Source organism: Streptomyces sp. NBC_01750, assembly GCF_035918095.1.
In the GTDB taxonomy this organism is placed as follows: Bacteria; Actinomycetota; Actinomycetes; order Streptomycetales; family Streptomycetaceae; genus Streptomyces.
The window spans coordinates 2,704,833-2,719,510 of the sequence record NZ_CP109137.1 but is presented as its reverse complement, the minus strand read 5'-3'; the positions used below and the strand labels follow the sequence as shown (position 1 = coordinate 2,719,510).

Below are 14,678 nucleotides of genomic sequence, written 5' to 3'. Positions count from 1 at the left end.
GACCGGTTCCCAGGCCGCGCGTTGGGCGGGCGGAGTCCGGTGGCTGTGGTGGTCGTACGGGAGGAGTCGCGGCGTGGACGGCGAGGTTCAGCAGCCGGAGTATGAGGTCGGGACAGGCATGTTGTGCATGTTCGGACGGCAGTTGAAACTGTTCCGGGAGCGCGCGGGGATGGACCGCGCGAAGCTCGGGTCGCTGACCGGGTACTCGGCCTCGACGATCGCGTCGTTCGAGCAGGGGAGACGTATCTCGCCGCCGAAGTTCATCGACCAGGCTGATGAAGTGCTGGACGCCGGTGGGGTGTTGAGCGCGAGCAAGGAGGAGGTGGCTCGGGCTCAATATCCGGCGTTCTTTCGGGATGCGGCCAAGTTGGAGGCCGAGGCCGTCGAGCTGCATGTGTATGACACTCAGTTGGTCAACGGCCTGCTGCAGACGGTGGAGTACGCGCGAGCGGTGTTCGCCATGTGGCAGCCGCTGTTGGACGAAGCGCTCATGGAGCAGCGAGTAGCCGCACGACTAGCACGGCAGGAGATCTTCTCCCGACGCCCTGCGCCGCATCTGAGCTTTGTGATCGAGGAGGCTGTCCTGCTCCGGCCGCTCGGCGGAGAGGCTGTCTGGCGAGGTCAGTTGGAGCACCTCATGCTGATCGCGGAGAAGCGCAACGTGGTAATCCAGGTGATGCCGTTGTCCCGCCAGGAACATGCGGGACTCGCTGGACCGTTCACCTTGATGGAAGCCAAGGATGGGCGCAGGATCGCGTACACGGAGGTACAAGGCGACAGCCGTGTGCACACAGAGCGTCACAAGGTGCGGGAGCTTGAGCGTACGTACGGGATCCTTCGCGCGCAGGCCCACACTCCGACAGAATCGCTGGCGTTGGTCGAAAGGTTGCTGGGAGAGAGATGAGCGGGGAAGAGGCGGGGCCGGACACTGATGCCCTGGCATGGTTCAAGAGCAGTTACAGCGCTGGTGACGGTGGCCAGTGCGTTGAGGTCGCGGCTGCGATAGGCGCCGTACACGTCCGCGACTCGAAGGACACAACCCGCGCCGCACTCGCCGTAGAACCCACGGCGTGGACCGCGTTCGTCGAGTTCGCGGCACTCTGACAGAGGTGGCACCGATCGCAGGGCCTTCCGGTGGGCATGTGCTTGCCGAGGGCCCTGCGCATGTCCGCCTCCGCAGCACCTTCAGCAGCCCTCGCGCGCCTTGCTCGCCGAGTGTCGCGCCGGCGCAGGCTGCCACGGCGATCAACGTGCTCAGCGGGGCTCGGTTCGCGACGGGTGGTCGCCTTCCGGGTGACGATCGGCATCGTGAGGGACCCAGCCCGCACGCCACCGTCACTCACATAGCGAGGCCCCAACGGAGCTGACACAGTCCGGCCCTTGGAGTGCGGAGCTACTGTAGGTTCCTGCTATGAAACAGGGCAAAGACATCGAGAACCCCGAGTCGCGCTTCTCCGCGGTGCTCCTGGCGGCAGCAAAGCTTCCCGGCGTGCGTATCAACAGGGAGACGTACCTCCGAAGTGCGCTGGCTCGTCACTGCACCGAGGACGACATCCGGAGAGCGATAGAAGAGACCCCCGCTGCGGCGGGCATCCCTGTTGAGGTTCTCGACAAGGTGGCCAACGACTCCATCCGCTTCGAAACCGGCAAGGTCAGCGCTCTCTCCGCCGCTGCCGGGATCCCCGGCGTCCTCGCCCTTCCCGCCACTGTGCCCGCCGACGTGGCCCAGTACTTCGGCCACATGGTGCGTATCGCGCAGAAACTCGCCTACCTCTACAGCTGGCCCGATCTGTTCTCCGACGACGGCGATGACGTCGATGACGCGACCATGGGGGTGCTGACGCTGTTCTTCGGCGTGATGTTCGGCACCCAGTCGGCGAACGCCGCTGTGGGGAAGGTCGCGGGGATGATGTCGAAGCAAGTCGCCAAGAAGCTGCCCCAGAAGGCCCTCACCCAGGGGGTCATCTACCCGATAGTGAAAAAGGTCGCGGCTTACCTCGGCGTCCAGATGACGAAGCAGTCCTTCGCGAAGGTCGTCTCGAAGGCCATCCCTCTCGTCGGGGCCGTTGTCTCCGGCGGGCTCACTCTTGCGACCTTCCTTCCGATGGCCAAGAGGCTCAAGAAGCACCTCTCCAGCCTGCCGCTGGCGGAGCCGTCGCACCGAGTGATGGATGGGGAAGTCGTGGATGGCGAAGTCGTGGAAGACCACAGGCCTTTCGCCACAGCACACGCTGAACAGCCGGGCGCGGACGCCACTGCCATCAAGCTGGACGCACCTCAGTCCTGACCCCGCGAGCACCCTCCTGGCTGTCCAAGGGAGCGGTCTTCCGTCTTCGACGGAGGCGCCGGCCCGGGTTCGCCGGTGCTACGGCTGCTCGTGATGCGTTTGGCCCCGGACGCACGCCCACAACGCCATCAACGCGCATTCAGGGATCGGCGGGCCGAGTTGATGAGGTTGTGGGCGTCGGCCCCGAACACCGCCGACTCGCTGAGGGTCTTCCAGACCTTCTTGTACAAGGCGATGTTGTCGGCATCGTTCAGCCACATCTCGGCGTGCCAGTCCTCGGCGACGACCAGCCGGTCGTCGAGCACCCAGAAACCGTTGGCAGGCACGATCTTGACGGACGCCGTGAAGGGGATGACACCCAGCTCGACCGTGTCCATGCCGATCATGCCGTTGAGGCGGTCGAGTTGGCTCGCCAGCACTGAGGGCGGGCAGATCAGTGACCGCAACGCCGCCTCCCACATCAACACGTGCAGCTTGCGGCCGGACCGGTACAGCCATTCCTGGCGCTGCACCCGGGAGCGGACGGCTGCCTCGATGTCGCTCGCTCCGCCCAGCAGCTCCGAGTACCGCTGGATGACGTGTCGGGCGTACTCCGGGGTCTGCATCAGTCCGGCGATCACCGACTCCTCCCAGATCCACATGTCGGAGGTGCGGTCGATCTCGGCGCTCAGCCCTTCGTGAAGGGGCTTGAAGCCGTTCGCCAGCGCTCGGCGCCATGACCTGATGTGCGATTCGAACCCGGCCAGTCTGGCCGCGAGTTCGGGGTACACCCCCGGCTGCTCGGTCGCGTCGGCCCACGCCCGCAGGTCCTCGGGGGTGGCTGTCTGCTTGCCGTTCTCCAGCTTGCTGATCTTGGAGCCCGGCCAGCCGAGCCGTTGCGCGAGCTGCTGACCGGTGAGCCGACCACCGGGGCACGTGAAGCGGAGTTCGCGCAGCCGCGCACCCAACGCCGCCCGTGCTTGCTGATAGTCAGTGCTCACCGGGCACGCGCTATTCGGTCGTGGCCACCTGCGCGGCGAACTGGTCGCGCGGGATGGCGTTGTGCATCGCCGCGTCGCGCACCATGGCGTACCGCACGACCTCAGCCGGTTCGGTGATCAGCTCGATGTCGAGCAGGTTGTCCTCGTCATCGAAGTGCAGCAGGGCGACCAGTCGTGAATCGAAGATCCAGAAGTCCTCGGCGGGCAGGCCGGCTCGCGCGGCGTCCTCGCGCCACAGGTACCGGATGTCCTCGCCGAAGGTGGCGTTGTGCCGGGCGTAGTCGAGCAGGAACAGTTGTTCCGTGGTGGGGGGGTTGTCGGCGATGCGGACACGGCCGACCCTCTTACCGGCGCCCGTCTGGCCCTTGATGTTGACGAACCAGGGTTCGTCGGGGTCGCAGGGCGACGAGCCGGTGGCCAGGAACGCCTGGAAGTCGGGGTCCTGTCGGTCCGACGCGTAACCGCGCCGCGTCTCCAGCCGCCAGGCGGTGTGCTCGAAGGTCTCGAACAGGCGGCGGAAGGTGGCCCGGTCCACGAGTTCCGGCACCCTCTCCATCTCCTTAGGCCCCCAGTTCACGAGCAGTTCGCGCGGCACGGCCACCGCTGCCTCGCCGACTCCGAAGTGCTTGAGCTGTGCGAGGTCTTCGGGGTCGGTGACGGGCATGCCTTGAACGATGATCTCCCCGGTGCCTTCGTCCGTGTGCAGGGCGGGGCAACCGTCGACCTTGCTGTCCGTGCCCGTGAAGCGCAACCGACGAACCATGGACGCTCTCCCTTCCGCGGGGTGCTGATCCCATCAGCATGGTCGGGGGTCCGGGCCTGGCACTACGGGGTCAGGCAAGGCTCATGAGAAAACACCAGCAATCTCGGGCGCGCGGCGAGCAAATTCGAGAAAACAGCGTACCGCCAGTCAACGCCCCGCTTCTAGCGTCCTGCTCATGGCCTCGAAAGAACGGAACAACGTCGACCCGCACGCGGCGGCGGAGACGTTGAGAGCGGCGCTGTCCGATGTCGGGCTCGTCCTGCCCTCGCTGAGGGTCGACCCTGCCTCCCCCACGCTGCGGCTCATTGAGCTGGGGCGGGTGCGCTCCGACGTGGCCGCCCGCCTGGCCGAAGCGATCCGACGGGGGGTGACGCGTGATGCCTGAGGAACAGCAGCCGGAGGGCGCGCTGGTCGTCGACACCGAGCGCGACAGGCTTGGCTACGTCATGGGTCACCTCGGACGGGTCGTGCAGCTTCGGCCGGTGACGGGCGGACGCGAGTGGGACGTCGATGCTGCTCGTGTCCGCCTTGCAACGGATGAGGAGCGGCAGCACGCCATGCGGGAGCGAACCCGTGCTCTGAACTCGGCAAGCAGTGGCGGGGTCTTCTCATGACCACTCCGGACACCTCGACCATGTCTGCTGAATGGGCAACCGCCAGGGCTCCACCGAAGCCGCCCGCTCCAGCCAGGTCACCCAGTAGCCCTCGCTGGAACGGGATCCGCAAGGCGCCCTCGCCGCGCTTTCAGCCGGGACAGGCTGACAGGCGGGGCGGGCTCGAACCGGTACGACACGACCTGTCTCCGAAGGAGTAGTCCATGACCGCCACACTCGACCGGCCCGTGAGCACCCGCACACGGGACCCGAAGGAACTCCTCAACGCCGTTCAGCCCCGCATCAAGCACCTGACGATCAACGTGCTGGACGGCGACATGACCCTGTGGGACCGCGAGGTGGCCCTGCTGCTGCGCGACCACACGATGGTCCGCGACATGGCCGAGCGGATCCTCGGCAACGCGGTCATGTACACCATCGGCTGCATGGAGCACCCGGAGGTCCACCTCGGGGTCGGCAAGCTCGTCGACATCGGCGTGCACCAGCTCATCCTCGACACGCCGGTGTGATGGGCACTCTGCGACGCGTACAACGAGGGCCGTTACAAGCACCACGCCCCGTTCATCGAGCGTCGTCGCGACGGTCTGTGCCTGCGTACGGCGGACTTCCTGAAGTCCATCGGCTTCGACATCGACGAGGAGCTGTGGGCGATCGACGGCACGGACTGCTCGCCGTGTGACAACAAGGTCCCCGACAGCCACTGAACGGCCCTGCCCTGCTCCCTGTCCTCAGTACTTAGGGAGGACAGGGGCCAGCCCCTGCGAAGAGGAATCGCCTTGCCCGCACAACACGACATCGCCGCCGAGACGGAGCTGTGGGACACCTTCGCCGCTTCCGCCTTCAAGGACGACGCGGAGCCGAGCTTCTGCTGGACCCAGTACGCCGGACACGGACCCGGTCCGGAACTGCTCGGCGACCCGCGTTCCGTCCTGGAGATCGGCTGTGGCACCGGCCGCGCTCTCGCCTACCTCGCTCAGCGCGGCATCGCCGCTCGGGGCGTTGATCTGTCTCCCGTCATGGTGAAGAAGACCACCACGAAGTGGGCGGGCACCGGCGCGGAGTTCGTGTGCTCCGAGGTACTGGAGTACCTGAGCGAGCACGAGGAGGTATACGACGCGGTCTACTCGATCTTCGGAGCCGCCTGGTTCACCGACCCGGGCCGTCTCTTCCCCCTTGTCCGCAGGAGGCTCAGGCCCGGCGGTGTCTTCGTGTTCTCGCAGCCGCCGGCCATCCCCGGCGCGTACGGGCCGCAGGGCATGTACAAGGGAGGCTTCGCCGGAAAGGCGATGTTCACCTACCGCTACAGCTACCGCCCGGCCGTCTGGCAGCGCCTGCTCACCCGGGGCGGGTTCCCCACGGCTGAGGCGCAGGTCCTCGACGCGCCTCACCCGGGGCACATCGGGACGCTCCTCGTTCGCGCGGTCGCTCCATGACGGACCCCGGTCAAACGGTCACGGACTCTGCGTAGTCGAACAGGAGCGATGCACTGACGGGTGTGGGCTGTACGCCTGGGTGGTGCTTGTGTACGCGGTGTTGGGCGTGACCGGGTCCCGAGCCGCGCGTTGGGCGAACGGAGTCCGGTGGCTGTGATGGTCGTAGGGGAGGAGCTGCAGCGTGGACGACGACGTTCAGCAGGCGGGGTACGAAGCGGCGGCCCTGCTCAGACTGCTGGCCCGGTTCGCCGCCGAGCCGCTGCCGCTGACTCTGCTCAACCACGCCGACATCGGCGCCGTACTGCCTCGTGCCCGAACCGAGACAGCCCTCAGAGCCCTCCTCGACCAGTCCCTGTCCGAGCTGGTCGACGCCGCCGGCGCGCGCTGCGTACAGAGTCACGGCATCCTGCTCGACAGCGTCTCGGCGGCGACCCCCGCGGACCTGGTGCCCGCCCTCGACACGACAGCCGTCCGGCTGCTCGACGCGGCCGTGCCCGGCGTACCCGACGCGGGTCCGCACGATCCGCGACTGCGCCTGCTGGTACCTCACGCGCTGGCCCTGCTGAGGCACATCGGCGGGCCGTCCGCCGCCGACGCCCTGGCCGTCGCGACGCGGCTGTCGGTCGCCCTGCACCGGACCGGTGACTACCTCTCCGCCTGGGAGACCGCCCGCACCGCGGCGGACCTCGCACAGCGACTCCTCGGCGCGGACCACCGTACGGTCCTCGCCGCCCGCTCCAGGGCCGGGCGGGCACTGTTCCGGCTGGGCAGGTACGCCGAAGCCGAAGCGGCGCTGCGCGCGGTCCGGGACGCCCAGGAGCGCCTGTTCGGCGCCGACGACCCCGACACCACGGACAGCGGCTATGGCCTCCAGCTCGTGCTGGCGAACCTCGGCAGACGCGAGGAATCCGTCGCGCTCCTCCGCGACACCGTCGCCGGGCGCCGTTCGGCGCTGGGCCCCGCGCATCCGCTGACCCTGCGGGCCCGCGCCAGCCTGCTGGAGATGCTGCCCGCCGCCGAAGTGGTCACCGAGGAAGGCGGCACACTGCTCACGTTGCCGTCGGAATGCGATCGGTCCCTCGGCCCCGACCACACCGTGACACTGGGCGCCCGGCACAACCACGCGTGGGCGCTGTACCTCCTGGGCCGCTTCGACGAGGCCGACCGTGAGATCCGGCGGGTCGCCGAGACGTATGTGCGGCGCTTCGGGCCCGAGTACCCGATCGTGCTCGCCGCCCGGCAACTCCTCTCCCGGACCCGGGCCGCGCTCGGACACGTGGAGGAGGGGATCGCGCTGATGACCGACGTCGTCGAGCGGCGGGAACGCGGCCTGGGCCCCGAACACCCCTTCACGGTCGCGAGCCGGCAACTGCTGGACGCCTACCGGTCGGGGAGATGGCGGCCGTAGTGCTTACGGCGGGACGGGAGCGGCCCGCACGGACGGTGCGCGAGGGTATACGGCACGGGGTCGACGGGAGTACGGATGTAGGGTGCTATGCGCAGGCCGTACGGGTGACGTTCAGTACGAGGGGGACGAAAAGTGCAGACGCCGCGAACCCGTCTACCGTGACCCGGCCGACGCCGTGAGTGTCGTTCCCGTCCGGTCACCGCGTGACCGGTTCCGTCCTCGCCACCGGCCGGGACAGCCGACCCGCCGCACCGGCCGTCCGCACCCCTGAGCCCCGCCCCACCCTCGGACCGGCATCGGGCCTCGGCGGCGGACCCCGCACGACACCGAGTACGAGCAGCAGCACCGACCACCGTCAGGGAGAGCGAGACCCGCAATGGCCCAGCCGCCCCTCCTCCGCGATGTCATCGACATCAAGAAGAAGATCTCCACTTCGGACTTCGTGCTGTCCCTCGCCGAGGCGACGACACCCGAAGGCGCCCAGAACGCGCTCAAGGACTACGTCGTCACCGAGCGGCTGCTGGAGAACTTCGACGAGGCGCTGGCGCTCATCAAGTCCTCGCTCGACGGACACCGCTCCAAGGCGGCCTACCTGCACGGCTCGTTCGGTTCCGGTAAGTCCCACTTCATGGCCGTGCTGTACGCGCTGCTCAGCGGCGACCCGGCCGCCCGCGCCCGTACCGAGTTCGACCCGGTGCTGACCAAGCACGAGTGGCTGACCACGGACGGCAAGAGGTTCCTGCTCGTGCCGTACCACATGCTCGGCGCGAAGGCCCTCGAACAGCGGGTGCTCGGCGGGTACGTCACGCACGTCAAGAAGCTGCACCCGGACGCCCCGACCCCGCAGGTGTACCGGACCGACTCCCTCTTCGCCGACATCCGGGCCAACCGTGCCACTTACGGTGACGATGCGGTCATCCGTGGCCTGGGCGGCAGCGACGCGGGCGACGGCGAAACGGACGAGTGGGGTGAGGGCTTCGCCTGGACCCCGCAGCTCCTCGACACCGCCCTCGGCGCCGAAGAGAACCACGAGGGGGGCACTCCGCTCAACCTCCGTAATCCCTCCACCCCGGCCGAGCTGCGCGCCAAGCTGGTCAACGACGCCAGCACCAATCTTTTCCCCGGCTTCGCCAAGAACGCCGTCGAGAACGAGCACGGCTTCATCTCCCTGGACGCCGGTCTGTCCGTCATCGCCGAGCACGCCAAGTCGCTCGGCTACGACGGACTGATCCTGTTCCTGGACGAGTTGATCCTCTGGCTCGCGACCCTCATCCACGAGCAGAAGTTCGTGGCCCGCGAGGCCAGCAAGATCACGAACTTCGTGGAGGGCGGTGACGCCCGCCGCGCCATCCCCGTCGTGTCGTTCATCGCCCGCCAGCGCGACCTGCGTGAACTCGTCGGCGAAGAGGTGTCCGGCGCGGCGGAAGCCTCCATCCAGGACACCCTGAACCTGGCCTCCGGCCGGTTCGACAAGATCACTCTGGAGGACCGCAACCTCCCGCAGATCGCTCACGCGCGCATCCTCAAGCCGAAAGACGCCGAGGCGGAACGGCTCGTCGAGGCGGCCTTCGAGCAGACCAAGCGGGTCGGCACCCAGGTCTGGGACACCCTCCTCGGCTCGGAGAAGGGCACGACCGGCGCGGACGCGGAGTCGTTCCGGCTGACGTACCCGTTCTCGCCGGCGTTCATGGACACCCTCGTCCACATCTCGTCCGCGCTGCAGCGCTCCCGTACCGGTCTGAAGCTGATGGGGCAGCTCCTCGCCGACCACCGCGACGAGATCCGCCTCGGGCAGCTCATCCCGGTCGGCGACCTCTACCCGGTGATCGCGGAGGGCGGCGACAAGCCGTTCACCGACAGCCTGAAGGTCGTCTTCGAGGCCGCCGACAAGCTCTACAAGACCAAGCTTCGGCCCTACCTCCTCAGCTCGTACGACATCACCGAGGACGACGTCAAGCAGTACCGCACCAGGCCCGAGACCGTCACCGACGTGCAGCGCGCCAACCGCTGTCGGATGTTCGTCGGCGACAACCGGCTCGTGTGCACCCTGCTGCTGTCGGCGCTCGCGCCCAGCGTGCCCTCCCTGGCCGAGCTGACCATCCGGCGGCTCGGCGCGCTCAACCACGGGTCGGTCCTCGCACCCATCCCGGGCGCCGAGGTCGGCATCATCAAGAACAAGGTCGCCGAGTGGGCAGCCCGGTTCCCCGAGATCAAGGAGACCGGCACCGACGCCAACCCCGGCGTACGGCTGGAGCTGTCCGGCGTCGACGTCGACTCCGTCATCGCCAACGCCCAGGTCAACGACAACCCCGGCAACCGGGTCGCCCTCGCCCGACGTCTGCTGTCCGAGGAACTGGGCGTCGAGCACGGGCAGTTGAGCGACCAGCTCAACTTCACCTGGCGCGGTACCTCCCGCACCGCCGAGATCGTGTTCGGCAACGTCGCCGACGAGGACGAGCTGCCCGACCACGACCTGATGCCGCAGGAGGACGGTCGCTGGCGTATCGCCATAGACCTCCCCTTCGACGAGGGCGAGTGGGGCCCGGTCGAGGACGTCAACCGCATCCGGCGGCTGCGCGAGCGCCAGCAGGGCGAGCGGTCCCGCACCGTCGCCTGGCTGCCCGCCCATCTGTCCGCGCAGCGCTTCGCCGACTTCCGGCGTCTCGTCGTCATCGACAAGGCCCTCGCCGACGAGCACCGCTTCGACACCCAGTACGCGGGCCACCTCAACGCCGACAACCGCAGCCGCGCCAAGGGCCTCCTCGAAACCCAGCGCGAGGCTCTGCTCAAGCAGGTCAAGGGTGCCTTCAAGCAGGCGTACGGGCTCGCCCAGAAGCAGGCCGCCGACGTCGTGCCCGACTTCGACGACCACCTCGTCCCGCTGCCCGACGTGGACGGCCTCACCCTGTCCTTCGGGCAGAGCCTGCACGACGGCATCCGGCACGTCGCGGGCAAGCTGCTCGCCCACCAGTACCCCGCGCACCCCGACCTCGACCCCGACGGCACCGGCACCGCCGTCAAATCCGCCGACACCCGCAAGGTGTTCACCCATGTGCGGGCCGCCGCCGAGGCGCGTGACGGGCGGGTGGAGGTCCCGGCCGCCGACCGCAAGCTCATGCAGCGGATCGCCGGACCCCTGCGCCTCGGGCAGCAGAAGGAGGCGTACTTCGAGCTGTCCCGCTACTGGGCCGACCACTTCCGCCAGCTCGCCAGCGCCCAGGGTGTCACCGGGGACCTGTCCCTGATCACCCTGACCGACTGGACGGACAAGCCCGACCCGCGCGGCCTGCCCGACTTCCTCGCCCGGCTCGTCGTCGCCGCCTTCGCCGAGATGGACGACCGGGTGTGGGTGCGCGGCGGCACCGTACTCGACCCCGCGCCCGAACTGTCCGCGATCAAGGACCATGACGCGCTGCGCAGTCAGCCGCTGCCCGCCGAGTCCGACTGGGACACGGCACGGCAGCGCTTCGAGACGATCTTCGGGCAGAAGGCTCCTGCCCTGCGGCGCGGCCGGATGGTCAACCAGTTCGCCCGCCAGATCATCGAGGCCGCCCGCGCCCACCGGGACCACGCGGCGGACTTGGTGCACCAGTTGGAGGCCCGCGCCTCCTTCCTCGGCCTCGACCAGACCGCCGACACCGGACGGCTCGCCCTCGCCCGCCGCTCCCTGCAACTGCTGGACGCGCTCACGGCGGAGGCCGGCAAGGGCGCGGCCGGAGCGAAGAAGACCGTGGAGGCCCTCGCCTCCTTCGACCTGGGCGAGACCAGCGCCGACCGGTACGGGACCTCCATCAAGCAGGCCCGCGGCGTCGCGGAGGCCGTTGCCTCCGCGCCCTGGAGCACCCTCGAACTCGCCGCCGGACTCGGCCCCGAGGGCGCGGCACTGCTCGACTCGCTGCGTAACGTGGCCCGCGACGATCAGCGCACCGCGGACCTGCGCGACGCCCTGGCCCGCACCCAGCGCGAGGTCGTCGCCCTGGTGAAGCGCAGCCAGGCCGCCGCCCCGCCGCCCGCGCCCGTCGCGCCGCAGCCCACGGCCGACGACCTGTCCCTGAACACACCGACCAGCGACCCGCGCATCCCGTACGCCCCGCAGGAGATCCCCACACCGGCTTCCTCCGGCAGCGGCTCCGCGCGAACGGCCGGTGGTCGCCGCACAACCGTGGCACGTGCCGCCGCCGACCTCCAGGCGGAACTGTCCGAACTGGCCGCCCGCCACCCCGACGCGACCATCGAGATCACCTGGAAGGTCGTCGAATGACGGACACCGTCGCCGCCGCCCCCGGCGCCGTCCGGCTGAACATCGCGACCGTGACCCAGTACCTGTCCTCGCAGTCCTCCCTCGCCGCCTCCCTGACCGGAGACGGCGGGGGCAGGCGCCGGGTCGTGCTGCTGCGGTCCGCGCCCCAGTGGGACGGGCCCGCCGAACCCGGCTGGGGCGAGGGCCGGACGGCCGGCGTCGCGGTGGCGCCCTCGCCGCTCGCCGTCCACGAACTCGTCCTCGACCACCTGACGGGCCGGCGCCCCGGCCCCGCCGTCCTGGTCGTCCTCACCGACCGCGAGCAGAACGAACTCGACCCGGCGATCGCCGCCCGCGTCCACAAGCAGCGCATCGACATGGTCGACAGCTGGGACGTCGTGCGGGAGGCGTTCGGCGCCCGGCAGATCGACCCACGCCTGAAGGACGTCAACTGGGCCGCCGAAGCCTTGCTCGACGCCACCCCGCCCGGCGGCTGGCCGCCGGTGCCCGGTGGCTGGCTGTCCCGGCAGTACGCCCTCACCGCGCTCGCCCAGCGTCGCTTGCGCCTCGGCCGCTACGACACCGAGGGCGGCACACGGCGCCCCGGTGAGGACCGGCTCGACGCGCAGACCCTGCTGCACTGGTCGACCCGGCCCGGCGCCCCGGAACGGCTGCTCGCCCTGCGCGGTCCCGAGCGCGCCGGGCTGACCGCCTTCCTCGGGGAGGAGGACCAGGCCGGTCTCGCCGGACGCGCTCTGCTCGCTCTCGTCGACGCCGAGCGCGGCGCGGACGCCGCCGCCTTCGGCCTCGTCTGCGAGGCCTTGTGGCAGCACGCCGAGCCCGCCCCCGAGACGTATCAGGCCCGGGGCCGTGCCGAACGCTACTTCGGAGACCAGCCCCCAGCCGTCGGCGAACAACTCGACGTCCTGGTGGGCGTCTTCGGCCGGTCCGCCGAGGAGTACGTGAGCACGCTGCTGACGGCCGGGCACCGGGGCGGCGGCGCCGACGCCGACCAAGCCCGCGAAGCGCGCCGCACCAGTGGCATCGTGCTCGACCGGGCCGCCGTGCTGGCCCGCCAGTTCGGCGCGGAGGCGGCTGTCGCGGCGAGCCCCGTCCTGCGCGGCGGACTGGACGCCCGGTTCACCGCCGTCGGCCAGGCCCTCGCGTCGGGCGACACGGCCGCGGTCGCGGAAGCCGTGCGACGGCTCGCGGACCATAGGCTCGCCACCGATCCGGAGGAGTCCGCCCGCGTCGAACGCGCCCGCATGGGTCAACGCCTCGCCCTCTGGCTGGTCACCGACCCATCCGCCGACGCACCCACCGTCGCCGACGCCATACAGCGGCACGTCACCGAGACCGGCTGGGCCGACCTCGCCCTGGAGCACATCGAGGCCGGCGGCGACCCGGACCCCGTCCTCAAGGCCGCCTACGACACGCTCGGCACGCACGTCAGGGACCGGCGGCGGCAGATCGACGCATCCTTCGCTCGCACGCTGGCCGGCTGGACGCAGGACGGCACCCCGCCCGGCGGCATGCTCACCGTCGAGACCTTCCTCGACCGAGTGGTCGGCCCCGTCGTCCGGCGCGGCGAGGAGCGGCGGGTGCTGCTGCTCGTGCTCGACGGCATGAGCGCGGCCATAGCGAACGAACTCGGCGAGGAACTGCGGCGCTCCTGGGCAGAGTTCGACCCGATTGCCGAGGGCACCCCGCGGCGGCGGGCGATGGCCGCCGCCCTCCCCACCGTGACGGCCGTGTCCCGGACGTCGCTCTTCGCGGGCACCCTGATGAAGGGCACCCAGGCCGATGAGAAGCGGCTCTTCCCCGCGCTGAAGCTGTGGAGCGGGGCACCGGCCGCCGTCTTCCACAAGGACGACCTGCGCACCGAGACCGCGGGCGACACCTTCGGCCCGGCTCTCACGGAAGCGCTCACCGACGGCAGGACCCATGTCGCCGTCGTCCTCAACGCCATCGACGACCGGCTCGCCAAGGAACAGAAACTCGGCGACGGAGCCTGGCGGGTCGACGACGTACCCGGCCTGCGTGACCTGCTCCGGGTGGCGGCGGCCCAGGGCATGGCGGTCATCGTCACCAGCGACCACGGCCACGTCGTCGACCGGCACGGAACGAAGGCCGACGCGGCCACCGAGCCCGCGTCCGCGCGGCACCGCCTGCCCGGCGGCCCGCTCGCCGAACGGGAGATCGCCCTCACCGGGCCGCGCGTGGTCTGGCCCGAGCCCGGCGCGTCCATCGTCGCGCTCTGGGACGCGGACTCCCGCTACACCGCCCTCAAGGCCGGCTACCACGGCGGGGCCTCCCTCGCCGAGTTCACCATCCCGGTGCTCGCCTTCCTGCCGTTCGGGGCGGAACCGCCCAAGGGGTGGCGGGAGCTGGGAGACCAGCGGCCACCCTGGTGGGCTTCGAAGGAGGCGGGCAGGCCGGTGTCGGGCGAGCGTTCGGCTCAGTCGGCCGGCGCGGCTCCGAAGAAGGGGACGGCGAAACCCCGCAAGAAGCACCCCGAACCCGAGTCGCTGCCCGACGCGTTGTTCGACGTGGCGCTGACCGCCGGGGGAGACGACGCACTGCTCACACCGACCCTCGTCTCCCGGACCGAGGTGCTCGTGAAGGCGCTGCTCGACTCGGAGACGTATCAGGTGCAGCTCGATGGTCTGGCCCGCAAGCCGCAGCAGGAGCAGGTCCACAAGGCCCTCGCCGCCCTGCTCGACGCGGGTGGCACATTGCCCGTGACCGCGCTCGCCCAGCGGGCGGGCATGCCCACCGCCCGGGGCGACGGCTTCGCCGCAGTCCTGCGGCAGCTCCTCAACTACGACGGCGTACAGGTGCTGGAGACCCTGCCGGACGGACGCACCCTACGGCTCCACGATGCGCTGCTGCGCGAGCAGTTCGCCCTCCGCGCGGGCTGACAGGGTTCGGGGTGCCTCTGGTGTTCGCCTGC

General features: G+C 69.9%; 10 protein-coding genes and 2 pseudogenes. 10 read left to right on the top strand and 2 right to left on the bottom strand.

All coding sequences use genetic code 11. The annotated features are described in order from the left end of the window. Positions 1 to 73 precede the first annotated feature (73 nt). The 3 genes from OG966_RS12285 to OG966_RS12275 all read left to right on the top strand — a co-directional run bounded on the left by OG966_RS12285 (position 74) and on the right by OG966_RS12275 (position 2,287). Positions 74 to 904: a helix-turn-helix domain-containing protein gene (locus OG966_RS12285; protein WP_326649604.1), complete on the top strand. Its 831-nt coding sequence runs from the start codon at positions 74 to 76 to the stop codon at positions 902 to 904. After that, on the top strand, positions 901 to 1,104 hold the full coding sequence (locus tag OG966_RS12280) for a DUF397 domain-containing protein (protein ID WP_326649603.1): 204 nt from the start codon (positions 901 to 903) through the stop codon (positions 1,102 to 1,104). Before OG966_RS12285 ends, OG966_RS12280 begins: the two co-directional genes overlap by 4 nt. 307 nt (positions 1,105 to 1,411) lie before the next feature. After that, positions 1,412 to 2,287 (top strand): hypothetical protein, encoded by an 876-nt coding sequence (locus tag OG966_RS12275; RefSeq protein ID WP_326649602.1) that lies wholly within the window; start codon positions 1,412 to 1,414, stop codon positions 2,285 to 2,287. A gap of 128 nt (positions 2,288 to 2,415) precedes the next feature. Here the strand turns inward: OG966_RS12275 and OG966_RS12270 are convergent, their stop codons facing one another. Together OG966_RS12270 and OG966_RS12265 are read right to left on the bottom strand one after the other, a co-directional pair. Further along, the gene (locus tag OG966_RS12270; RefSeq protein WP_326649601.1) at positions 2,416 to 3,267 is read right to left on the bottom strand and encodes a helix-turn-helix domain-containing protein; all 852 of its coding nucleotides are present in this window, start codon (positions 3,265 to 3,267) and stop codon (positions 2,416 to 2,418) included. Positions 3,268 to 3,277: 10 nt separating this feature from the next. Continuing rightward, entirely contained in the window at positions 3,278 to 4,030 is a 753-nt protein-coding gene (locus OG966_RS12265; protein WP_326649600.1) for a DUF6879 family protein, read from the bottom strand. Positions 4,031 to 4,205: 175 nt separating this feature from the next. Between OG966_RS12265 and OG966_RS12260 the strand changes: the two genes are divergently transcribed. The 7 genes and pseudogenes from OG966_RS12260 to pglZ all read left to right on the top strand — a co-directional run bounded on the left by OG966_RS12260 (position 4,206) and on the right by pglZ (position 14,646). After that, a complete protein-coding gene (locus OG966_RS12260) occupies positions 4,206 to 4,415 on the top strand; it encodes a hypothetical protein (RefSeq protein ID WP_326649598.1) in 210 nt (69 codons plus the stop codon). After that, positions 4,408 to 4,644: a hypothetical protein gene (locus OG966_RS12255; protein WP_326649597.1), complete on the top strand. Its 237-nt coding sequence runs from the start codon at positions 4,408 to 4,410 to the stop codon at positions 4,642 to 4,644. Before OG966_RS12260 ends, OG966_RS12255 begins: the two co-directional genes overlap by 8 nt. A 203-nt stretch (positions 4,645 to 4,847) precedes the next feature. Further along, positions 4,848 to 5,348 (top strand): annotated as a pseudogene (locus OG966_RS12250) (hypothetical protein). Positions 5,349 to 5,420: 72 nt separating this feature from the next. Further along, positions 5,421 to 6,077, top strand: a complete 657-nt coding sequence (locus OG966_RS12245; protein ID WP_326649596.1) for a class I SAM-dependent methyltransferase — start codon at positions 5,421 to 5,423, stop codon at positions 6,075 to 6,077. Positions 6,078 to 6,288: 211 nt separating this feature from the next. Next, positions 6,289 to 7,485 (top strand): annotated as a pseudogene (locus OG966_RS12240) (tetratricopeptide repeat protein); the annotation flags it as partial. 376 nt (positions 7,486 to 7,861) lie between these two features. After that, complete coding sequence (gene pglY, locus OG966_RS12235) at positions 7,862 to 11,746, top strand: BREX-2 system ATPase PglY (protein ID WP_326649595.1); 3,885 nt, start codon at positions 7,862 to 7,864, stop codon at positions 11,744 to 11,746. Then, positions 11,743 to 14,646 (top strand): BREX-2 system phosphatase PglZ, encoded by a 2,904-nt coding sequence (gene pglZ, locus OG966_RS12230; RefSeq protein WP_326649594.1) that lies wholly within the window; start codon positions 11,743 to 11,745, stop codon positions 14,644 to 14,646. Before pglY ends, pglZ begins: the two co-directional genes overlap by 4 nt. Positions 14,647 to 14,678: the final 32 nt, after the last annotated feature.